The sequence below is a fragment of the Paraburkholderia azotifigens genome (genome assembly GCF_007995085.1).
GTDB lineage: Bacteria > Pseudomonadota > Gammaproteobacteria > Burkholderiales > Burkholderiaceae > Paraburkholderia > Paraburkholderia azotifigens.
Map to the genome: position 1 here is coordinate 548,383 of NZ_VOQS01000005.1, position 21,557 is coordinate 569,939.

Sequence of the window (21,557 nt, forward strand, 5' to 3'; positions counted from 1 at the left end):
TGGCGGCGCTCACTACCAAGGAGAGGCATCATGTCCCGCTATCCCGTTCATACGATCGAGTCCGCACCCGAGCAATCGAAGCCCGTTCTCGAACAACTGCAACGCACGTTCGGCCTGATTCCGAACATCGCGGCGAAGATGGCCGCTTCGCCTGTGCTGATCAACGGCTTCATCGGGTTGTTCGAACGCGTGCATGCGAGCAGCCTCACGGAGCCGCAGATCCAGACGCTGCTGCTGACCAATGCCGTCACGAATGCCAGCGAGTGGCCCGTCGCGTTCCATACGGCGCTTGCGTTGAAGCAAGGCGTTCCACCCGCCGATGTCGACGCCATCCGGCAACGCGTGTTGCCGCGTGACGCGGGACTGGCCGCGCTTTCGCTGGTCGCGCGCACGCTGATCGACAAGCGCGGGCGCCTCACTGACGCCGACCAGCAGCGCTTTTTCGAAGCAGGGTTCAGTGCCGGGCAATTGCTCGAAGTCGTCGCCGTCGTGGCGGCCTCCGCGATCACGAACTACACGGCAAGCGTCACGCAGCCCGCGCTCGAAGGGCAGTTCGAAGAGTTCGTCTGGCGTGCGCCCGCAGCCTGATTCAACTACGTTATATGTTGCTGCGTCTCGAATCGGGGAAATGTGATGAACGCTGACATGCCGCCGGGCGAACTCGGAAACCTGTTGCGCTATTGGCGCGATGTGCGAGGTGTGAGTCAGCTCGATCTGTCGCTGGAGGCTGGTATTTCCCAGCGGCAGATCAGCTTTATCGAAAGCGGACGCAGCGTGCCGGGCCGGGACACGCTGCTGATACTCGCACAAACGCTCGACGTGCCGCTTCGCGAGCGCAACGCCTTACTGCTCGCCGCAGGCTATGCGCCGATGTATTCGGAGGCGCCGTGGAATGCGCAGGAAATGCACAGCGTGGTTCGTGCACTCGAACGTGTGGTGCGGCAGCATGAACCGTTTCCCGCGATCGTCATGGATCGCCACTGGAACGTGCTGATGACCAACGACGCCGCGCCGCGTTTCTTCCGTCATTTCGTCGATATGGCGGCGCGCGAAGGTCCGCGCAACATGCTGCACCTGATGTTCGATCCGCAGGGCATGCGTCCTTTCGTGGCGGATTGGGATAGCGTTGCGCGCAGCCTGTTGCAGCGGGTGCATCGCGAATCCGTCGGGCATGTGGTCGACGATACGACGCAGCATCTGCTCGATGAACTGCTTGCCTATCCCGACGTACCGCGCGACTGGAAGACGCATCAAGTCACTTCCAGCGCGCCGACGATGCCCGTGATTCCGCTGAACTTCGTCAGCGAGGGGACGGTGCTTCGCTACTTCTCGATGGTGACGACGGTGGGCGCACCGCAAAACGTGGCGGCGCAGGAGTTGCGCATGGAGTGCATGTTCCCCGCGGACGACGAAACGGAAACGCGGCATCTGCAACTGCTTGCCGCGAATTCGATGCGATGAATCACATCTCGCGCGTGGACACGACTCTGCCCGCTACGCCAGCAATGCCGCCAACAGACGCTTCAGCTCCACGGACTCGCGCGGCGTCAGCTTTGCGGTGAGAATGCGCTCGACTTCCTCGACACGCGGGCGCAGGACCGCAAGCTGCTTCTTGCCCGCGGCCGTGAGAAACAGCACATAACTGCGCTTGTCGCCGGGGGCGTCGGAGCGCTCGACCAGACCGTTGCGAACCATGCGCGCGGTGAGATCGGCGATGGTCGAACGGTCCACATCGAGTTCATCGCCGAGCTGCCGCTGATTGATGCCGGGCGTCTGCTGCAGGATCTCGAGCGCCGCGTATTGCACGCTCGTGATGTCCGCAGACACTTCGCTGAGCCAGACGGCTACGTGGCGCTGTTGGGCGCGGCGCACGAGGCTGCCCGTGAATTTCGAAAGCGCTTCGGGAGTGTCGTGTTTGTTCGGCAATTTCGCAATGTTCGAATGGTTAGTGCATGCGGAATATCGGCCGGAAGAAGGCGTTCAGTTCGGCATATGCATCGAGTGGAAGAACATGCGCGACATACTGATCCGGACGGACCACGACGAGCGCGCCCCGTTCGCGATCGATGCCGCGTTCGTCGAAGATATCAGCCGCGGCATCGCACGTAAATGCTTTCTCGTAGTCGATGAGTCCGTGTTGCCCCTTGCGCGGAAGCAAAAGCGCGGGCAGGCTGTCGAGCCGCACTTCGCGATGAGGCTGCTGAAGCACGGCGCGCAGGTCGAGCACGCTGTCGATATCGGCGCCTTGCGGCGTGACGAGGCGCAGGATCGAATCGGGCGATGTGACGAGATGTTCGCAGAGCGCATCGAGCGCGCTTCGATTCGCGTCCGCGAACGCGTAGAGCCGCCAGCAACCGTCCGCACGTGCTGCATGCCCGAGGTGGACTGGCTTCGCATCCGCGAGCCGCACGACGGGCGCCGAGTGAAAGCGCGTGCCGATTGAGAAGCCCTTGGCGAGCGCCTGGTGCGTCGCTTCGCCCGTCAGCATGGCTGGGCGGTAGCGCGTTGCGACGCCTGCCGTATAGCGGCCCGCGCGCACGAAATACGCCTGAAGTTCGGCGGGATCGACGCCGCCTGCTTCCGGATGCAAGGGATCTTTCGGCGGCGCGGCCATCATCGCGGACCACTCCTTGTCGAAGTCGATCAACTCCTGCGCAATGGGCTGACGCTCGTCGGAGTACGTGCGCAACAGATCGATGCCACTGCGTCCCTGCAGCACGGCGGCGAGTTTCCAGCCGAGATTGAAGCCGTCCTGCATCGATACGTTCATGCCCTGGCCCGCCTTCGCGCTATGCGTATGGCACGCATCGCCCGCGATGAACACGCGTGGTTCGCGCGACGATCCGTCGGCGGCGACGGCATCGTCGAAACGATCGGTCAGACGCTGCCCGACTTCATACACGGAGAACCACGCGACTTCTTTCACATCGAGCGAATAGGGATGCAGGATGCCTTGCGCCGTCTGAATGATGCGATCGACCGTGGCCTGTTTGATGTCGTCGCGGTTCTCCGGCGTGACCTCGCCGAGATCGACGTAAAAGCGCACCAGATAGCCGCCTTCGCGCGGAATGATCAGCAGATTGCCCTTGCTGGCCGATTGAATCGCAGCCTTCAGGCGGATATCGGGAAAGTCCGTGACGGCCAGCGCGTCCATCACGCCCCATGCATGATTCGCGGCATCGCCGCGCAGCGTTTGGCCGATGGCCGTGCGCACCCGGCTGCGTGCGCCGTCGCAACCCACCACATAACGCGCACGCACGGTTACCTGTTCGTCGAGCCGCGCGGCGTCGGTGCGGCGCAACGTGACGCGCACGGGATAGTCGCCGTCATCGTCGCGCTGCACATCGACGAGTTCGAGATCGTAGTCGGGTTCGAGACGTTGCGCGGATCGGCGCATCACGTCGAGCAGATAGTCCTGCACGCGAGCCTGATTGACAATGACATGCGGAAACTCCGACATGCCTGTTTCGGTATCCTGAACGCGGCCGGTACGCTTGATCGCGCCGCGATCGTTCGCATCGGGCCTCCAGAACACCGTTTCATTGACCCAATAGGCTTCGCGCAACAACCGGTCGCTGAGCCCGAACGCATTGAACATCTCGACAGTCCGGCATGCGACGCCATCCGCCTGACCCATCAGCAACGGTCCGGCACGACGCTCGACGATGCGCGTCGTGATCGTCGGGAACTGCGACAGCTGTGCCGCGAGCACGAGTCCCGCAGGACCGCTTCCGACGATGAGCACGTCGACCGTCTCGGGCATGTCGACGCGCGGCGCGTTATCCAGTGCCGGCTCGATCGTGGGATCGCCAACGCGGAAACCGTTGAGATGAAATTGCATGATGTCTTCCTCCAATCCGTACTGATCATCGTGATGGCAAATATACTCCGTACGCCAACCATTTAAAAGCGCTAGATGCACCGATGAATGTTTACCCTGGGGTCAGTCGCGGAAGGGGCAAATGACGAATCGAGTCTGGGGTGCTGGGTGCGCTGCCGTCGCGTGCATCTCGCTTCTGCTGCTGACGGACGCCATTGTGCGGACCGATTCTTAGCCGTGAATGAGCGGCAGATTTGCCGGCCTGAACATGCTGAAGCCGGCGACGCGTCGACGCGCCGCCGGCTTCAGCTATTTACGCGCGCTTTGCTCAGTTCGTCGCCACGAGCGGATTCGAAGGCACGATCCGCACGGCGGCAGGACTCTGCACCAGCGGATTCCACCACGACAGATGCATGTTCGCGGCGCCCGTCGCGTGCGCGTACTCGACCTTGATCGACGCAGGCTGCTTCGCATTCAGCCACACGATGCCGCTCGTCGTCGAACGCGTCGAGGTCTTCTTGCTGATGACCTGCACGCCGTTGATCCACAGCCGGGCCACGTTATCGCTGTTGATCGAGAACGTGTAGAGGCCCGACATCGACGCTTCGATCGCACCTGTCCAGCGGATGCCATAGTTCGTCGCATTGACGCCCGCCGATGCATCCGGCGAGTCGGTGCCGCGCTCCGTGTTCAGATCGAAATCGACGAGCGGCGTGACCGACGTCTTGACGGGGGCGCTGCTGAAGGTCGGATCGTTGTAGTACGCGACGTTCAGCACGGGCAGCTTCACGTCGAATCCGCCCGTCAGCGCCTGAACTTCCGACGTCTGCCACGGATGGCCGTCAGGATAGATCGTTCCCTGGAACGGCGTTGCCGGTTCGACCGTCGCGGGCGCACCTGGCACTTGTCCCCAGTGGAAGCGCGTGTTGGTGCGCCCGATCATCAGCTCCCAGATGATGAAGCCCGTGCTGCCGCCGTAGTTCGACACGATGCCCGACACCGTCTGTCCTGCCGTGCCCGTGAAGCCGCGCTGCAGCGTCTCGGAGTTCAGCGCGTTCACATAGCTGCCGTTCACAGGGCCCGAGTACGGATTGCCATACGGATGGAACGCGTAGAAGTCCGAGAAGTACGTGCCTTCGTCTTCCTGCACCTGCGGCGAGTTGATCGGCTGCGTGGCGCCCGCATTCAGGATCGCGATGCGCGCATCGTTCATCAGCACCGCGCGCGTCTGCTGCAGCGAGCCGTTGCCGCTGCAGCCCGGCTCGTTCATCGGTTCCCAGAAGATGATGCGCGAGTCGTTACGGTGCGGCGCGACGAAATCGGTGATGTAGTTCGCGAGGCTCGCCTTGTAGGTGATCGACGCGTTCGATGCCGTCGGCTGGAAGTATGCCTGCTCGATGGGCGTGCCCGGCGACTGCACCCACTGGCTGTTGTGCACGCCCCAGACGGGAGCCGGCTGCGGTCCGTATTGCGGCGTCGGGTTCCAGCAGTCGTCGTAGAAGATCGGCGACACCTTGATGCCGTGTCGCGACGCGATTTCCAGCAGGTTCTCGAACTTGCTGAGGAACGCGACGCGGTCGTTGGCCCACACCAGGTAGTGCAGATACACGGCGATCGTGTTGATGCCGTAGGTCTGCGCATACGTCAGTTCGCGATTGACCACGGCGGGATCGTAGTTCTGCCAGAAGTCGATTGCGTTGACGGCCGTCGACGGCGTATAGACCATGCCGGCCACTTTCGAGAAATCGAACGTCGGCGACGTGACCTTCGGATAGGTCTTGATCGTCACGTTGCTGAAGGTCGCGCCGACACCGAAGCGCCGCACGCCGAAGCTGCCGTTCGCGAACGCGGCGGGCAGCGCGTTGGTCGCGTCGTTCGCGCTGATCACGCGTTGCTGGTCGAGATCGACGGTGATGGCCGTGCCGCTCGTCGTGACCTTCAGATGGTGCGTGCTGCCGCCTGTGATCGTGCTGTTCGGATACTGGATGAACTGCGTCCAGTTGTTGTTCTCGCGTCCGACGACCAGCGTGTGCGAGCCCGTGTCGAGGCCGATGTAATAGCCCGTCAGGCTGTCGGGGCCGCCCGCCGTCGGATTGGTCGTGCGCACGATGAAGCCTGCATTCGCGGGGCCCGTGCCAACGGGATTGCTGACCGTCACGTCTGCTTCGTACGATGCCGTCGCATACGTGCTGCCGAGCGCGACGGCCTTGTCGCCCGCCCCAGTGCCGTTGGTGGCGGGCGCCGGAATCGTGATGCTCGAAGCCGTCGTGCCGGGCACCCAGCCCTGCGTGGAGCCGGGCGCCAGATAGCTCGTGAAATCGCCGAAACCGAGCGTGGTGGTGGAGAGCGCAGCAGGCGGCGCGGGTGGGGTGTACGGCGGAAGATTCTTGTCTGGATCGCTGATGACGACGGCCGGTGTCGTGGTTCGCATGCCGAGCGGCGTCGATCCCGCCAGCCTGAATTCGTTCTGCACGGCGGCCGATGCGGCAGCCGATGCTGCAGTCGCGGCGGGCGTCTGGGTGTTGGCCACCGCTGTCGGGTTAGATGAATCGCTGTTTCCACCGCACGCGGCCAGAAGCACCGCGCTTGCCGAAAGCACGAAGAAGTTGCGCACCTGTCTCTCCTGTGATCCCCGCGTTTATAAAAGGTCGAAAATTATTATTAATTTATCGTGCATAGCTCTGCCTTCACCTGTGCACGGTGATCCTGACTGATGGGAAGAATTCGGAAGAAGCGGAAGCGATACGGCGGAATTAATAATATTATTAGTCATCAATTGCTGTATCGGGAGTTTCCCTGACACGCGGGATGAGAGACGGGATGAGAGACGGGGATGACAGGCGGAATGACGGGCGGGGGGCAGACGCGGAGGGGCACCGACGACGAGGACGACGCGATGGCCGATGTGAAAGCAAAAACGCCCGGAGATCCGGGCGTTGTTCGCTGCTGGCGGAAGCGAATTACTGGCGCAGTTCCACTCGCCTGATATCTTTGACGATCACGAGATAACTGAAGATGGTCACGAGCGCGTTGATGCCGACGAACGCCAGCGCGCCATTGAACGATCCCGACTGCGCGACCAGGTAGCCGATCACGATGGGCGTGACGATCCCTGCCATGTTGCCGAACATGTTGAAGATCGAGCCCGACAGACCGATGGCTTCCTTCGGGGACGTATCCGCGACGACGGCCCATCCCAATGCGCCCAGCCCTTTGCCGAAGAACGCGAGCGACATCAACGCGACCACGAGCCAGTCCGCACCGACGTAGTTGCATCCGATGATGCAGGACGACAGCAGCATGCCGCCCACGATGGGCACCTTGCGCGCGACGGTCAGCGAATGTCCGCGCCGGATCATCGAGTCCGACACGATGCCGCCGAGCACGCCGCCCAGAAATCCGCAGATCGCGGGCAGCGATGCGACGAGACCCGCTTGCAGGATCGTCATGCCGCGTGCCTGCACGAGGTAGATCGGGAACCAGGTGAGGAAAAAGTACGTCAGCACGTTGATGCAGAACTGCGCGAGATAGACGCCGAGCAGCATCCGGTTGCTCAGCAGCTGCTGCATCACCGACCAGCGCGCAAGACTGGCGCGCGGGTCGGCAACCTGAGTCTGGCGTCCGTGAATCAGTCCGCCGCCTTGCTCGATATGTTCGAGTTCCGCGCGGTTGACCTTCGGATGCTGCGCGGGATTCTTCATCACCTTCAGCCACGTGAATGCGAGCGCAAAGCCCGCGACACCCATCACGATGTACACGTGATGCCAGCCGAATGCATGCGTGAGCCACGCCATCAACGGCGTGAAGATGACGGCCGCGAAGTACTGCGCGGAGTTGAAAATCGCCGATGCCGTGCCGCGTTCCTTCGTCGGAAACCAGCTCGCCACGACCTTCGCATTGGCGGGAAAGGCGGGTGCTTCCGCAGCGCCCATCGCGAAGCGCAAGACGAACAGCGCAGCGACGGCCGCCGCGCCGCTGCCGAGTAAGCCGATCGAACTCTGCAGCAGCGTGAAGAGCGACCACAGGAAGATACTCGCCGCATACACGCGACGCGCGCCGAAGCGGTCGAGCAGCCATCCCGCCGGCACTTGTGAGAGCACGTACGCCCAGCTGAAGGCCGAGAAGATGTAGCCCATGCGGATTGCGTCGAAGCCGAACTCGGCACGCATCGCGGAGCCCGTGACGGAGAGCGTCGCGCGGTCCGCGTAGTTGAACGTCGTGATCGCGAAGATCAGCAGCAAGATGACGTAGCGCACGCGCGTCGGGGTTGCGACGTCGGCCGGGTTCGCAGTGCGGCTGATAGCCATGATGTCTCCTCTTGAATGCGCGCCGGTTTGCAGGCGGCGAGGCGCGCGAAAGGCGCCGCCTCGCCTGTCTCCTTCCGCGTGGCGCTTATTGCGCGCCGAGCTTGCGGATCAGCGCGTCGAGTTGCGCGAGTTCGTCTTCCGTGAGATCGGTGAGGGGCGCACGCACGGGGCCCGCATCGCGGCCTACGAGTTTCGCGCCCGCCTTCACGATGCTCACTGCGTAGCCCGCCCGACGGTTGCGGATGGCCAGATACGGCAGGAAGAACTCGTCGATCAGGCGGCCCGTGGTGGCGTGATCGTCAGCGGCGATCGCGCGGTAGAACTCCATCGCGGTCTTCGGAATGAAGTTGAACACGGCCGATGAATACACGGGCACGCCCAGCGCCTTATACGCCGCTGCGTAGACTTCCGCCGTCGGCAGGCCGCCGAGATAGGAGAAACGGTCGCCGAGGCGGCGGCGGATCGACACCATGCTTTCGATTTCGCCGACACCGTCCTTGAAGCCGATCAGGTTCGGACACCTGTCTGCCAGCTGCGCGAGCGAGTCGGCATTCAGTTTGGAGTTGGCGCGGTTATAGATGATCACGCCCATGTCGGGCACCGACTTGCACACCTGTTCGGCGTGCAGCGCAATGCCTTCCTGCGACGCTTCCGTCAGATAGTGCGGCATCAGCAGAATGCCGTTCGCGCCGTTGCGCCGCGCTTCCTGCGCGAAGGCGATGGCCGTGCGGGTCGGGCCGCCCGCGCCCGCGAGGATCGGCACCTTGCCTTTGCAGACTTCCGTCGCCGTGCGCACGACGTTCGAGTATTCGCTATGCGTGAGCGAGAAGAACTCGCCCGTGCCGCCCGCGACGAACAAGGCCGATGCGCCGTAGGGCGCGAGCCATTCGAGCCGCTTCGCGTAGGTGTCGGGACGGAAATCGCCGTTTGCGTCGAAGTCGGTCACGGGGAAGGACAGCAGGCCTTCCGAAACAATCTGCTTGAGTTCCTGGGGTGTCGTCATGATTCGTGTGTCGGGAATTATGTTGTCAGACGTGTTGAGTGAAGTGATCGTACAAGTGCAACGGCCTCGAATCAAATGAAATCACCATATTTCCGTGGATTTAAGGGTTTACGCGTAGCCGTATTCACGCCAAATGTTGTACGATGACGCCTAAGTTGTTTGACGAAATAGCTGGCTTTAAGCCGATCGAGCAGAAGGCAATGAAACAGTCACCGCTTTACATCCGCGTGCACCCCGACGACAACGTCGCGATCGTCGTCAACGACGGCGGTCTGGACGCCGGCGCCGTTTTCCCCGACGGCCTGACGTTGTGCGAACGCGTGCCGCAAGGCCACAAGGTGGCGCTCCGGGATCTCGCAGAAGGCGACGCCGTCGTGCGCTACAACGTGGTCATCGGTTACGCGCTGAAGGCGCTGCCGAAGGGCAGCTGGGTCAACGAGCACGTCATCCGCATGCCGACTCCGCCCGCGCTCGACGACCTGCCCGTCGCGACGATCAAGGCGCCCGACATGCCTCCGCTCGACGGCTACACGTTCGAGGGCTATCGCAATGCGGACGGCTCGGTCGGCACGCGCAACATCCTCGCGATCACGACCACCGTGCAATGCGTGGCCGACGTGGTTCAGCATGCGGTGACGCGCATCAAGGCCGAGCTGCTGCCGAAGTATCCGAACGTGGATGACGTCGTGAGTCTCGGGCACACTTACGGATGCGGCGTCGCGATCGACGCGCCCGACGCGATGGTGCCTATCCGCACGGTGCGCAACATCAGCCTGAATCCGAACTTCGGCGGCGAGGTGATGATGGTGAGCCTCGGCTGCGAGAAGCTGCAGCCCGAGCGCCTGATGCCGCCCGGCACGATCCCGATCGCGACGGCATCCAGCACGGAAGACGTTGCCGATATCGGCGATCTCTCGGCGAAGACGGGCAACGGCGAGGTCGTGACCTTGCAGGACGAGTCCCACGTCGGCTTCCAGGCGATGATCGAATCGATCATGAAGATGGCCGAAGGGCATCTGAAGCGGCTCGACACGCGGCGCCGCGAAACCTGTCCGGCATCGGATCTCGTGATCGGCGTGCAATGCGGCGGCAGCGACGCGTTCTCCGGACTCACGGCGAATCCGGCCGTCGGTTTTGCCACGGATCTGCTGGTTCGCGCAGGCGCGACGGTGATGTTCTCCGAAGTGACGGAAGTGCGCGACGGCGTCGGCCAGCTCACGGCGCGCGCGGCCAATGCGGATGTCGCGGCCGCCATCATCCGCGAAATGCAGTGGTACGACAGCTACCTCAAGCGCGGCGGTGCGGATCGCAGCGCCAACACGACGCCTGGCAACAAGAAAGGCGGCCTGTCGAATATCGTCGAAAAGGCCATGGGCTCGATCATCAAGTCGGGCAATTCGCAGATTTCCGGCGTGCTCTCGCCGGGCGAGAAAGCCACGCAAAAAGGCTTGATTTACGCGGCCACGCCTGCGAGCGATTTCATCTGCGGCACGCTGCAAGTGGCGGCCGGCATCAACCTGCACGTGTTCACGACGGGCCGCGGCACGCCGTATAGCCTCGCGGAGGTGCCCGTCATCAAGCTGGCGACGCGCACGGACCTCGCGCGCCGCTGGTTCGACCTGATCGACGTCAACGCGGGGACGATCGCAACAGGCGACGCCACCATCGAAGACGTGGGCTGGGAATTGTTCCATCTGATGCTCGAGGTCGCGAGCGGACGCAAGAAGACCTGCGCCGAAGCGCTCAAGCTGCACAACGCGCTCGTGCTGTTCAATCCGGCGCCCGTGACCTGAGCGAACGCGCCGCGTTTCGACGATCCGAAGCATGCTTTAAAACAACAAACGGAGACCACAACAATGACAGGCAAAGCAAAGTTCACGAAGCATGCTCTTCGGATTGTCGCGGCAGCCGTGTTCAGCGCGACGGCATCGCTCGCGGCGCATGCGTCGACTTATGTGTATGTGTCGAACGCCGACAGCAAGGATATTTCCGTGCTGGCGCTCGATCAGGCGAATGGCAAGCTGACGTCTGTCGAAACCGTGCCTGTCGATGGCACCGTCATGCCGATGGCGCTGTCGCCGGATCAGCATCGTCTGTATGCGGGCTTGCGATCCACGCCGTATCGCGTGGTGAGTTTCGCGATCAATCCGCTCGACGGCCGGCTGATCGAACTGGGCCGGGCGCCGCTCGCCGACAGCATGGCCTATGTGTCGACGGACGCGACAGGGCGCTATCTGTTTTCGGCTTCGTACGGCGGGAACATGCTCGCGGTCAACGCGATCGGCGCCGATGGCGTCGCGAAGGACGTGCAGCAGACCATCAAGACGGGTCCGATGGCGCACGCGATCCGCACTTCCGCCGACAACCGTTATGCGTTCGCGTCGGTGCTCGGTTCGGACGCGTGGCTGCGCCTGAAATTCGATACTTCGACGGGGCATCTGACGGAAGACCGCGATCCTGCGTACAAGCTGCCGGAAAAATCGGGGCCGCGTCACTTCGTGTTTTCGCGCGATCAACGGTTCGTGTATCTGATCGACGAGCTCGACGGCAAGCTGCATGTGCTGTCGTTCGATCGCGCGTCGGATACGGTCACGCCGATCCAGACCGTGTCGATTCTTCCGCCTGCGTTTTCGGGCGACAAGCCGTGGGGCGCCGATGTCCACCTGACGCCGGACGGGCGCTTTCTGTATGCATCGGAGCGCACGTCGAGCACGTTGGCGGCCTACAAGGTCGACGCCGCGACGGGCAAGCTGACGCGTTTCGGCACCTATCCGACGGAAAAGCAGCCGCGCGGATTCAACATCGATCCGACGGGACAATACCTGCTCGCCGTGGGCCAGTTGTCTCCCACGTTGAGCGTGTATCGCATCGACGCGAGTACGGGCGCACTCGGCGAGATCGGCAAGTACCCGGTGGGCAAGGGTGCGAACTGGGTCGAAGTCGTGGGTTTCGACGGATCGAATCGGTAATTCCGCGCTCGTTGCGATGTCGCGAGCAGCCTCGCGAGACCGCTAAAGTTTTCCGGACCGGTGCCGAAGAAGTTGTGGTCGTCCACAATAAGGCGCAACGCATCGCGTTGTCTCATTCTTCTACGGCGCTGATCCAGAATGAACACGAAGAACTGTCGTCAAACGGCTGTCGAAGAGCATCTGGTTGAACACGTCCTCGAAGGTCGCTTGAGAACCTACAGCGTCTCGCACGATCGTTCGGAGCAGATCAGGGAAACTGCCGGTGTTGTGCTGGCGGCCGTGTTCACGTTGATCGCAGGGGCAGGGACGATACTCCAGTTCGTCGCATACTTCCGTTGATGGCTCGTGCAGTCTCTGCTGAGACACCCTGCTATCGAATGAAGTAACGCTATGATGCCGGTTTCCACTATCGCCCCCGATACGGCCGGCCATGTCGTCATCATCTGAGCAACATCCCCAGAGCCGTATCGATGCGGGCGTGCACGATCTGCGCGTCACGCGCTACGGCTTCCTGTTGCTGGACAACTTTTCGCTGATCGCACTGGGCACGGCAGTGGACCCATTGCGTATCGCGAACATGCTCGTCGAACGCAAGGTCTACGACTATCAGCTGATCGGAACGGGCGACGAGTACGTGTGTTCGAGCGACGGCATCCGTGTCATGCCCGACACGTCGATGGCCGACGCGGGGAAATTCGATGCCGTGTTCGTGGTCGGTCCGAATCCGATACCGCGCAAAGGGATCGGCGCGGTGCTCGACTGGCTGCGCTATCAGGCGCGCAGCGGAACGGCGCTCGGCGGACTCGACACGGGCAGCTATTTTCTCGCGCGAGCGGGGCTTCTGAACGGCTATCGGTGCACGATTCACTGGGAAGACCAGGACGTGCTGCTGGAACAGTTTCCGAAGCTGACCGTCTCCAACCGCCTGTATGAGGTCGATCGCGACCGCTATACGTGCAGCGGCGGCGTCGCGCCACTCGATCTGATGGTGCATCTGCTCGGCATGCCGCCCGGCAGCCATTCGCTGGCGGCGCGCGTGCTCGAACTGCTGGTGGCCGAGCGGCGCAGTCACGAGCAGCGTCAGGTGACGTCGCTGCGGCAGTACATCGGCGCCGAGCACACGAAACTCGACGAAGCCCTGCAGGTGATGGAAAGCAACGTCGAGGAAACGCTTTCAGTCGCGGAGATTGCGGCGTTTCTCGACGTCTCGCAACGGCAGCTCGAGCGCTGGTTCAGCGAACGGCTCGGCAAGACGCCCGCGCAGGCGTACCTGGAAATCCGTCTGCTGCGTGCACGGCAGCTCCTCTACAGAACGGCCAAACCGCTCGAAGAGGTCTGCGCGCGCACCGGCTTCACGTCGCTGACGCACTTCTCGACCCGCTACAAGGCGCAGTTCCATATCTCTCCGATGGCCGATCGCAGACGCTATCAAAAGGCGCTCTGAACATCCCTCAGCAAGCACTCATGCGCGCGTGCGCCACGGATTGTGGTTAACCCTCGATGTCGAAAATAAAAACTCCTGTGTCGCATCGGGAAATATTCGAAACGGGCAGAACCCTAACATGAGGCTCACTTCAACAGGATTTTTCACCGAGGAGTCGAGCACATGAAACTGGAGAACCTGATCCGGATCGAGAACGGCAAGAAAGTGAAGCACACCTTCTCCGATGCCGAATATGCGAACCGTCAAGGCAAACTGCGTGACCTGATGGCGCGCGAAAATATCGACGCCGTGCTGTTCACGTCGTATCACAACATCAACTACTACGCGGACTTTCTCTACTGCTCGTTTGGCCGCAAATACGGGCTCGTCGTGACAGACAGGAAAGTCGTGTCGATCTCGGCGAATATCGACGGCGGCCAGCCGTGGCGGCGCACGGTGGGCGACTACAACGTCGTCTATACCGACTGGCAGCGCGACAATTTTTTCCGCGCCGTGCAGGGCGAAATCGAAAATCGCGGCCGCGTAGGCGTCGAGTTCGATCAGATCCCCGTCGAAGTGCTGGCTAAACTGAAAGCAGCGCTGCCTTCCGCGGAATTCGTCGACATCAGCGCGCAGACGATGCGCATGCGGATGATCAAGTCGGCGGAAGAAATCGAACTGATCAAGCATGGCGCGAACGTGTGCGACGTGGGCGGCGCGGCGCTCGCGGCAGCCGTGCACGAAGGCGTGCCCGAGCACGAAGTGGCGCTCGCGTCGACGCAGGCGATGGTGCGGGAAATCGCGCGGCGTTTTCCCGATTCGGAACTGATGGACACATGGACGTGGTTCCAGTCGGGCATCAACACCGACGGCGCGCACAACCCGGTGACGACGCGCAAGGTGCAAAAGGGCGACATCCTGAGCCTGAACTGCTTTTCTATGATCGCCGGCTACTACACGGCGCTCGAACGCACGATGTTCTTCGATCATTGCCCGGACGCGCATTTGCGGCTCTGGAAGATCAACGTCGAGGTGCATGAGGCAGGTCTCAAGCTGATCAAGCCGGGCGCGCGCTGCGGCGACATTGCGAACGAACTGAACAAGATCTACGCCGAGTACGGCGTGCTCAAGTACCGCACGTTCGGCTACGGCCATTCGTTCGGCGTGCTGTCGCACTACTACGGCCGCGAAGCGGGCCTCGAACTGCGGGAAGACATCGACACCGTGCTGGAGCCGAACATGGTCGTGTCGATGGAGCCGATGATCATGCTGCCGGAAGGCCAGCCGGGCGCGGGCGGCTATCGCGAGCACGACATTCTCGTGATCGGCGAGAAGGGCGCGACGAACATCACCGGCTTCGCGTACGGGCCGGAGCACAACATCATCGCGGCCTGACGGCCATTTGCACGAAGCCCTGCGGCGAAGGCCGCAGGCGACCCACTGTGGCAGGAGGCGTGGTACATGTTTTCGAAAGAACAGACGATCGCGGGCTTCGATCCCGAACTGTCGGACGCGATGCTGCGCGAGCGCCAACGGCAGGAAGATCACATCGAGCTGATCGCGTCGGAAAACTATGCGAGCCCGCGCGTGCTGGAGGCGCAGGGTTCGGTGCTGACCAACAAGTACGCGGAAGGGTATCCCGGCAAGCGTTATTACGGCGGATGCGAACACGTGGATGTGGTCGAGTCGCTGGCTGTCGAGCGTGCCAGACGGCTGTTCGGCGCCGCGTATGCGAATGTCCAGCCGCATAGCGGATCGCAGGCGAACGCGGCCGTTTATCTGGCGCTGCTGACGCCCGGCGACACCATCCTCGGCATGAGCCTCGCGCACGGCGGACATCTGACGCACGGCGCGAAAGTCTCGTTTTCGGGTAAGGTGTTCAACGCGATCCAGTACGGCGTCGACGCGGCGACAGGACTGATCGACTATGACGAGGTGGAACGCCTCGCGCTCGAACATCGGCCGAAGATGATCGTCGCGGGCTTTTCCGCGTATTCGCGCGTGCTCGACTTCGCGCGCTTTCGCGAGATCGCCGATCGCATCGACGCGCTTCTCTTCGTCGATATGGCGCACGTGGCGGGCCTGGTTGCCGCGGGCCTTTATCCGAACCCCGTGCCGTTCGCGGACGTCGTGACGACGACCACGCACAAGACACTGCGCGGTCCGCGCGGCGGCCTGATCCTCGCGCGCGCGAACGAAGCGCTCGAGAAAAAACTCAACGCGATGGTCTTCCCCGGCACGCAAGGCGGTCCGCTGATGCATGTGATCGCGGCGAAGGCGGTGGCGTTCAAGGAAGCGCTCGGCGCGGAATTCGCCGCGTACCAGAAGCAGACCCTGGACAACGCGCGCGCGATGGTGGCGGTATTCATCGAGCGCGGGTACAAGGTGGTGTCGGGCGGCACGGACGATCACCTGTTCCTGGTGGATCTCATCGACAAGGGCATCACGGGCAAGGACGCGGACGCGGCGCTTGGCCGGACGCACATTACGGTCAACAAGAACGCGGTGCCGAACGACCCGCAGTCGCCGTTCGTGACGAGCGGCATTCGCATCGGCACGCCCGCCATCACGACGCGCGGATTCGGCGAGACGGAAGCGAGGCTCACGGCATCGCTCGTCTGCGATGTGCTCGACCGTATCGGCGACGCGCAGACGGAGGCTCGCGTGCGCGAACAGGTCGCGCAACTGTGCGCGCGCCTGCCGGTTTATCGCGGCCTTTGACGAGCGCCCGCGCCGGACATCGACATGCAGCACAACGAGACACGTATCGAGGTAATGAGGAGGCAACAGCCATGAAGCAAAGTGTGGTGATAGGAGAACTGGCGGCGCCCGAGTACGCGCGCCGCATTGGCGGAGGCTGGCCCGTGCTGATTCCGCTCGGTGCGCTGGAGCAGCACGGGCCGCATATGTCGATGAACCCCGATGTGCTGCTGCCGACGGCCATCGGCGTCGCGGTTGCGCAGAACATCGACGCGCTGGTCGCGCCCGCGATCGCATACGGATACAAGTCGCAGCAAAAGAGCGGCGGCGGCAATCATCTGTGCGGCACGACGAGTCTCGACGGTCATACCTTGTCGTCGACCGTGAAGGACATCCTCAAGGAATTCGCGCGTCACGGTGCGCGCAAGATCTGCCTGATCAACGGCCACTTCGAGAACTCGATGTTCGCCGTCGAGGGCATCGATCTCGCGCTGCGCGAGCTGAAATGGGAAGGCATTCATGACTTGCAGGTTGTGATGCTGTCGTATTGGGACTTCGTCACCGAGCAGACGATCGCGCGCATTTATCCCGACGGATTTCCGGGCTGGGCCGTCGAGCATGGCGGCGTGCTCGAGACCTCGCTGATGCTGCATCTGCATCCGCATCTGGTCGACATGTCGCAAGTGCCGACGCATGCTGCCGCGACATTCCCGCCCTACGACGTATTCCCGCCAATTCCCGAGTGGACGCCCGCATCGGGATGTCTGTCGTCGGCCGCGCATGCCTCCGCGGAGAAAGGGAAATTGCTGTTCGACGTCTGCGTCGAGGGTATGTCGCAGGCACTGGGCGAAGCCTGGCAAGCGCGTGCGAAAGCATCGCGGACCTGACAACGGGGAGAGAGCGATGAGCGCGCATCAGAGCAGTCATCTGCATCATGAAGTGGACGCCGACAAGGCGTGGAGCATCGAGCAGCACGCGATCGACCCGATCCCTCGCGAAGACCGGCATGGCACGCCCGCCGAACTCTTCAAGATGTGGATAGGCGCAAACACGAACTACGTGGTGGTGGTCACTGGCGCACTGGCGCTGTCTCAAGGGCTGTCGCTGTGGCAGGCGTTGCTCGCGATTCTGGTAGGCAATGCGTTCGGCTGCTTCGTGCTTGGACTCACGACCATCATGGGGCCGAAAACGGGTACGTCGGGGATCATGACGTCGCGAAGCTCGTTCGGGCAACTCGGCTCGTTCCTGCCGAAAGCCGTCAGCCTGATATCGGCGTTGAGCTGGTTCTCGATCAACTCCGTCGTCGCCACCCAGGCGCTCGAAACGCTGCTGAAAATGGGCGGTTTTCATAGTCACGCAGTGGTGTGGGTGTCGCTCGCGATCATCCTGGCCGCGGAGATCGTGCTCGCGATCTTCGGTCACGCGACCATCATCGCCGCCGAAAAATGGATCGCGGTGATACTCGCGGTGCTGTTCGCCGGACTTGCCGCGTTCGTCCTGCCGCACACGAGCCTTGCGATCGCATCGCAGGTCAACCATGGCGGCGGCTCGTTCAGCACGTGGCTGATCGCGATGGGGATCGTGTTTTCGTACCCGATCGGATGGGCCAATTTCGCCTCCGACTACAGCCGCTATTTCCCCGCGGAAACGAGCTGGAAAAAGATCGTGCTGGCGGCAGGCGGCGGACAGTTCGTCGCGCTGATGTTCTGCGAAGTGATCGGCGTGCTGTTTGCAACGGCGCTCGGCGGCTCGCTCGGCGAAGATCCCGTGAGTCAGCTCGGCCGCTTTCTGCCGACGTGGTTCATCGTGCCCTTGCTGTTCGCGATCATTCTGGGCGGCATTGCGGCGAACGTGCCCAACGGCTACACGGCGGGTCTCGGTCTGCTCGCGCTGCGCATCCCGATCAACCGCGTGACGTCGCTGGCGATCATCGCGCTGTTCACGTTGTCGTTCCGTGTGGTCACCGTGTTCTATGGCCAGTTCTTCGACATGTATCAGGTCTTTCTCAACTACATGGTCTTCTGGACTGCGCCCTGGGCCGCGATCGTGGTGGTCGACTACTTCATGCGCCGCGGGCACTATCGCGCCGAAGAATGGATGAAGTGGGGCGGCGGCGCGTACTGGTACACGAACGGGATTTTCTGGCCGGGCATCGTCGCGTGGATGTTGGGCATCGTTGCGTCGATCGTGTTCTCGAACTCGCCGACCTACGTGAGCCCGCTGATGCGTGACTATCTCGGCTGGGGCGATCTGAGTTTCGAGTTCTCGCTGCTGACGGGAGGCGTTGCGTACTTCCTGCTGGCGCGCAGACACCCGCTGTTTCTCACGACATCGGCTAACGATCGCCTGCGCGGCGACGTTCATTCCACGTCGATCTGATCCGTATTGTCCGAGGTTGCCCGCTATCTCCGCCGGCGTTGTTCAACGCCAGCGGAGATAGCGGGCTTTTTTGCGTTGACGCCCGTTTTCAGGGCTTCGCTGGCGTATACCCTCGATGTCGAAAACAGCGAGCGCGATGACGAAAGAGGAAATATTCCGCGTTATCGGACTTCTACCATGCACTCAAGCCGGTTCGATCATCATCAGGTCTGGAGAGCATCAATGAATACGCGAAGAGTTGTACATGAAGAGTCTGTCACGCGCGGCATCGCATCCGCTGGCGCGTTGCGCGAAGACACGACGAAGGGAGCAGCTGCAGATGCAGCTGTCGATCCGAAACTGCTCAGGCGCGCAGCCTGCGCGAGCTTTATCGGCAACTTCGTCGAGTGGTTCGATTACGCGTCGTATGGCTATCTCGCGACGATCATCGCCGTCGTGTTCTTTCCGAAGTCGGACGGCAGCACAGGTCTGCTCGCGGCCTATGGCGTGTTCGCCATTTCGTTCATCGTGCGGCCGATTGGCGGCATCGTGTGGGGACATTTCGGCGACAAGATCGGGCGGCGTGCTTCGCTGTCGCTGTCGATTCTGATCATGTCGGCCTCGACCTTCGTGATTGCACTGTTGCCGACGTACGCACAGGTGGGTGTGCTCGCGCCCGTGCTGCTGCTGCTCGTGCGCGTGGTCCAGGGCTTTTCCGCTTCCGGCGAGTACGCGGGCGCTTCGGCGTTTCTCGCGGAGTATGCGCCGTCGAACCGGCGCGGCTTCTATACGAGCATCGTGCCCGCCAGCACCGCGGCGGGCCTGCTGTTCGGCTCGATTCTGATCGCGGTCATGCACGCCGTGCTGAGCAGCGAGCAACTGCATTCATTCGGCTGGCGTCTGCCGTTTCTGCTTGCCGCGCCGTTCGGTCTGATCGGCCGCTACATTCGCGTGAAGCTCGAAGACACGCCGCGTTTCAAGGCGCTCGAGCAACAGAGTCATGTCGCACGCGCGCCGATCGCCGAACTGCTCGGCAAGCATCGGATGAAGATGGTGATCGCGTTCGGCGTGACCTGCCTGAACGCCGTCGCGTTCTATCTGGTGCTGAGCTACATGCCGACCTATCTGTCGACGGAACTCGGCATGGACGAGACAGCGTCGTTCGTCGCCGCGACGATCTCGCTGGCGGCTTATATCGGCCTCGTCTTCATGATGGGCGCGTTGTCGGACCGGCTGGGACGCAAGTCGATGCTGATCGGCGCGTCGATCCTGTTCGCGGTGCTGACGGTGCCGCTCTTCAAGGGGCTGGCGGGCGCGGGCTTCATGACGATCGTTGCGATACAGATCGCGTTCGGCGCGTTGCTGACGATGAACGACGGTACGCTGCCTTGCTTTCTGTCGGAGATCTTCCCGACGCGGGTGCGTTACAGCGGCTTCGCATTCTGCTTCAATGCGGCCAACGCGCTGTTCGGAGGAACGGCGCCGCTCGTCGCGACGTGGCTGATCGGTGCGACGGGCAGCAAGCTCGCACCCGCGTGGTATCTGGTGGGCGCGGCCGTGATCGCGTTGATTGCGATGAGCGCGAGCCGCGAGACGTCGCGTGCGCCTTTGGCCGACGAGTGATCCGCCATGCGCATCGTGACGGATCAATTCGGCTCAGGAGCGCGCGCCGCCGGCCCGGCGAGAAAGCCCGGCGTCGCTGCCGAGACGACGCGGCCCGTGAAGTTCGGCATCGTCCTGCTGCCGAACTTCACGTTGACGGCGTTTTCCGGTTTCGTCGATCTGTTGCGCCTCGCAAGCGACGAGGGCGATTTCAGCAAACCGGTGCGATGCGCATGGACGGTCGTCGGCGAAACGCTGACGCCCGTCAGAGCGAGCTGCGGCATCCAGATCCAGCCGTGGCAAACCTTCGACGAAGCGGGCGCATTCGATTACGTCGTCGTGATCGGCGGGTTGCTGCATTCCGGGCCCGGCGCCAGCGATGCGACGCTTCAGTTCGTGCGGCGCGCCGCCGACCGTTCATCGACGCTCGTGGGCCTCTGCACCGGCGTGTTCGCGCTGTCGCGCGCGGGCGTGATGGACGGGCATCGCGTGTGCGTCAGCTGGTTTCATTACTGGGACTACATCGCGCGATTCCCGGGTGCGGACGAGTCGCTGCTCGTCGCGGATCGTTTGTTCGTCATCGATCGCCGGAGAATTACGTGTTCGGGCGGACGGGCGTCCATCGATGTGGCCGCCGCCATTCTGCAGCGGCATCTCGACGCCGCGACCGTGCAGAAGGCACTGCGCATTCTCCTCGTCGAGGATGCGCAGCGGGCGAGCGCGCCGCAGCCGCATCCGCCAGGCACGAAACCCGTGACGCATCCTCGCGTGAAGCGCGTGGTCCATCTGATGGAGCAGCACATCGGGCGGCCGTTGAGCCTGGAGCAGCTGGCCGGGCGTGTCGACATGTCGGTGCGGCACTTGCAGCGCCTGTTCAAGGCGCAAACGGGTGAGTCGCCGCTCGCGTACGCGAGACGCATGCGGCTGAGGACAGCCGCGTGGCTGCTGACGGATTCGGATCGCACCGTGGCGGAGATCGCGGCGACCTGCGGCTTCGCGGACGCCTCTCACATGGGGCGCGAATTTCGCAAAGAGTTTGGCGTCGCACCCAATGCATATCGCGTCGATCGGGTCCGCGCATCCGGCGGCGTCGAGTGCGGCCTGCCGCCCGGATTCGCGAACTGCACGACGGGCGCGGACACGTTACAGGCCGGATGCGGGAAGCCTTGACGCCCGTTTGCACGGCAGCCCACACAGAGTCGCTATTAAGCCATCTGTTTTGTTTATGAGCCCGTCCAGCGAGCCGTGAGCCGATACGGCGAACGGCATCCGCACGGGATACCGTGGAACCCTCTCCACGCGGGGCTTCCCGTTTCTTCATACCTCCGGCGTCTCGCTTCGGACGGTTGTCCGGGCGATGCCAAACCCATTTCGC

General features: G+C 62.7%; 17 protein-coding genes. 12 read left to right on the forward strand and 5 right to left on the reverse strand.

Annotated elements, in window-relative coordinates; all coding sequences use genetic code 11:
• The first annotated feature begins 30 nt into the window (after nucleotides 1–30).
• Both FRZ40_RS34320 and FRZ40_RS34325 read left to right on the forward strand, forming a co-directional pair.
• Complete coding sequence (locus FRZ40_RS34320) at nucleotides 31–588, forward strand: carboxymuconolactone decarboxylase family protein (protein WP_147237164.1); 558 nt, start codon at nucleotides 31–33, stop codon at nucleotides 586–588.
• A 45-nt stretch (nucleotides 589–633) separates the two neighbouring features.
• On the forward strand, nucleotides 634–1,461 hold the full coding sequence (locus tag FRZ40_RS34325; protein WP_147237165.1) for a helix-turn-helix transcriptional regulator: 828 nt from the start codon (nucleotides 634–636) through the stop codon (nucleotides 1,459–1,461).
• Between the two features lie 33 nt (nucleotides 1,462–1,494).
• Here the strand turns inward: FRZ40_RS34325 and FRZ40_RS34330 are convergent, their stop codons facing one another.
• The 5 genes from FRZ40_RS34330 to kdgD form a co-directional block, all read right to left on the reverse strand.
• A complete protein-coding gene (locus FRZ40_RS34330) occupies nucleotides 1,495–1,926 on the reverse strand; it encodes a MarR family winged helix-turn-helix transcriptional regulator (protein WP_147237166.1) in 432 nt (143 codons plus the stop codon).
• Nucleotides 1,927–1,945: 19 nt separating this feature from the next.
• Nucleotides 1,946–3,841: an FAD-binding monooxygenase gene (locus FRZ40_RS34335; protein WP_147237167.1), complete on the reverse strand. Its 1,896-nt coding sequence runs from the start codon at nucleotides 3,839–3,841 to the stop codon at nucleotides 1,946–1,948.
• 307 nt (nucleotides 3,842–4,148) lie between these two features.
• The gene (locus tag FRZ40_RS34340) at nucleotides 4,149–6,434 is read right to left on the reverse strand and encodes a PA14 domain-containing protein (protein WP_147237168.1); all 2,286 of its coding nucleotides are present in this window, start codon (nucleotides 6,432–6,434) and stop codon (nucleotides 4,149–4,151) included.
• 346 nt (nucleotides 6,435–6,780) lie between these two features.
• A complete protein-coding gene (locus FRZ40_RS34345) occupies nucleotides 6,781–8,127 on the reverse strand; it encodes an MFS transporter (protein ID WP_147237169.1) in 1,347 nt (448 codons plus the stop codon).
• Nucleotides 8,128–8,212: 85 nt separating this feature from the next.
• Nucleotides 8,213–9,130, reverse strand: coding sequence for a 5-dehydro-4-deoxyglucarate dehydratase (gene kdgD, locus FRZ40_RS34350; RefSeq protein ID WP_028364452.1), 918 nt, complete (start codon nucleotides 9,128–9,130; stop codon nucleotides 8,213–8,215).
• Between the two features lie 200 nt (nucleotides 9,131–9,330).
• Between kdgD and garD the strand changes: the two genes are divergently transcribed.
• The 10 genes from garD to FRZ40_RS34400 all read left to right on the forward strand — a co-directional run bounded on the left by garD (nucleotide 9,331) and on the right by FRZ40_RS34400 (nucleotide 21,352).
• Entirely contained in the window at nucleotides 9,331–10,923 is a 1,593-nt protein-coding gene (garD, locus tag FRZ40_RS34355) for a galactarate dehydratase (RefSeq protein ID WP_028364453.1), read from the forward strand.
• 63 nt (nucleotides 10,924–10,986) lie between these two features.
• Nucleotides 10,987–12,099 (forward strand): lactonase family protein, encoded by a 1,113-nt coding sequence (locus tag FRZ40_RS34360; protein ID WP_147237170.1) that lies wholly within the window; start codon nucleotides 10,987–10,989, stop codon nucleotides 12,097–12,099.
• A 138-nt stretch (nucleotides 12,100–12,237) separates the two neighbouring features.
• Nucleotides 12,238–12,438 carry a hypothetical protein gene (locus FRZ40_RS34365; RefSeq protein WP_147237171.1) on the forward strand — a complete coding sequence of 67 codons (201 nt, stop codon included), beginning with the start codon at nucleotides 12,238–12,240 and terminating at the stop codon, nucleotides 12,436–12,438.
• A gap of 91 nt (nucleotides 12,439–12,529) precedes the next feature.
• A complete protein-coding gene (locus FRZ40_RS34370) occupies nucleotides 12,530–13,543 on the forward strand; it encodes a GlxA family transcriptional regulator (protein ID WP_147237172.1) in 1,014 nt (337 codons plus the stop codon).
• A gap of 162 nt (nucleotides 13,544–13,705) precedes the next feature.
• Nucleotides 13,706–14,917, forward strand: a complete 1,212-nt coding sequence (locus FRZ40_RS34375; protein ID WP_028364457.1) for a M24 family metallopeptidase — start codon at nucleotides 13,706–13,708, stop codon at nucleotides 14,915–14,917.
• Between the two features lie 66 nt (nucleotides 14,918–14,983).
• A complete protein-coding gene (gene glyA, locus FRZ40_RS34380) occupies nucleotides 14,984–16,243 on the forward strand; it encodes a serine hydroxymethyltransferase (protein WP_028364458.1) in 1,260 nt (419 codons plus the stop codon).
• Nucleotides 16,244–16,314: 71 nt separating this feature from the next.
• Nucleotides 16,315–17,109, forward strand: coding sequence for a creatininase (locus FRZ40_RS34385; RefSeq protein ID WP_028364459.1), 795 nt, complete (start codon nucleotides 16,315–16,317; stop codon nucleotides 17,107–17,109).
• A 16-nt stretch (nucleotides 17,110–17,125) separates the two neighbouring features.
• Entirely contained in the window at nucleotides 17,126–18,601 is a 1,476-nt protein-coding gene (locus FRZ40_RS34390; protein ID WP_147237173.1) for a purine-cytosine permease family protein, read from the forward strand.
• A gap of 222 nt (nucleotides 18,602–18,823) precedes the next feature.
• Nucleotides 18,824–20,203, forward strand: coding sequence for an MFS transporter (locus tag FRZ40_RS34395; protein WP_147237174.1), 1,380 nt, complete (start codon nucleotides 18,824–18,826; stop codon nucleotides 20,201–20,203).
• Nucleotides 20,204–20,209: 6 nt separating this feature from the next.
• The gene (locus FRZ40_RS34400; RefSeq protein ID WP_338048189.1) at nucleotides 20,210–21,352 is read left to right on the forward strand and encodes a GlxA family transcriptional regulator; all 1,143 of its coding nucleotides are present in this window, start codon (nucleotides 20,210–20,212) and stop codon (nucleotides 21,350–21,352) included.
• Nucleotides 21,353–21,557: the final 205 nt, after the last annotated feature.

Coding starts and splice junctions, on each gene's coding strand:
- garD (WP_028364453.1), top strand. CDS start 9,331: ATGAAACAGTCACCGCTTTACATCCGCGTGCACCCCGACGACAACGTC.
- FRZ40_RS34395 (WP_147237174.1), top strand. CDS start 18,824: ATGAATACGCGAAGAGTTGTACATGAAGAGTCTGTCACGCGCGGCATC.
- FRZ40_RS34325 (WP_147237165.1), top strand. CDS start 634: ATGAACGCTGACATGCCGCCGGGCGAACTCGGAAACCTGTTGCGCTAT.
- FRZ40_RS34400 (WP_338048189.1), top strand. CDS start 20,210: ATGCGCATCGTGACGGATCAATTCGGCTCAGGAGCGCGCGCCGCCGGC.
- FRZ40_RS34320 (WP_147237164.1), top strand. CDS start 31: ATGTCCCGCTATCCCGTTCATACGATCGAGTCCGCACCCGAGCAATCG.
- FRZ40_RS34345 (WP_147237169.1), bottom strand. CDS start 8,127: ATGGCTATCAGCCGCACTGCGAACCCGGCCGACGTCGCAACCCCGACG.
- FRZ40_RS34385 (WP_028364459.1), top strand. CDS start 16,315: ATGAAGCAAAGTGTGGTGATAGGAGAACTGGCGGCGCCCGAGTACGCG.
- glyA (WP_028364458.1), top strand. CDS start 14,984: ATGTTTTCGAAAGAACAGACGATCGCGGGCTTCGATCCCGAACTGTCG.
- FRZ40_RS34375 (WP_028364457.1), top strand. CDS start 13,706: ATGAAACTGGAGAACCTGATCCGGATCGAGAACGGCAAGAAAGTGAAG.
- FRZ40_RS34365 (WP_147237171.1), top strand. CDS start 12,238: ATGAACACGAAGAACTGTCGTCAAACGGCTGTCGAAGAGCATCTGGTT.
- FRZ40_RS34370 (WP_147237172.1), top strand. CDS start 12,530: ATGTCGTCATCATCTGAGCAACATCCCCAGAGCCGTATCGATGCGGGC.
- FRZ40_RS34390 (WP_147237173.1), top strand. CDS start 17,126: ATGAGCGCGCATCAGAGCAGTCATCTGCATCATGAAGTGGACGCCGAC.
- FRZ40_RS34335 (WP_147237167.1), bottom strand. CDS start 3,841: ATGCAATTTCATCTCAACGGTTTCCGCGTTGGCGATCCCACGATCGAG.
- FRZ40_RS34360 (WP_147237170.1), top strand. CDS start 10,987: ATGACAGGCAAAGCAAAGTTCACGAAGCATGCTCTTCGGATTGTCGCG.
- kdgD (WP_028364452.1), bottom strand. CDS start 9,130: ATGACGACACCCCAGGAACTCAAGCAGATTGTTTCGGAAGGCCTGCTG.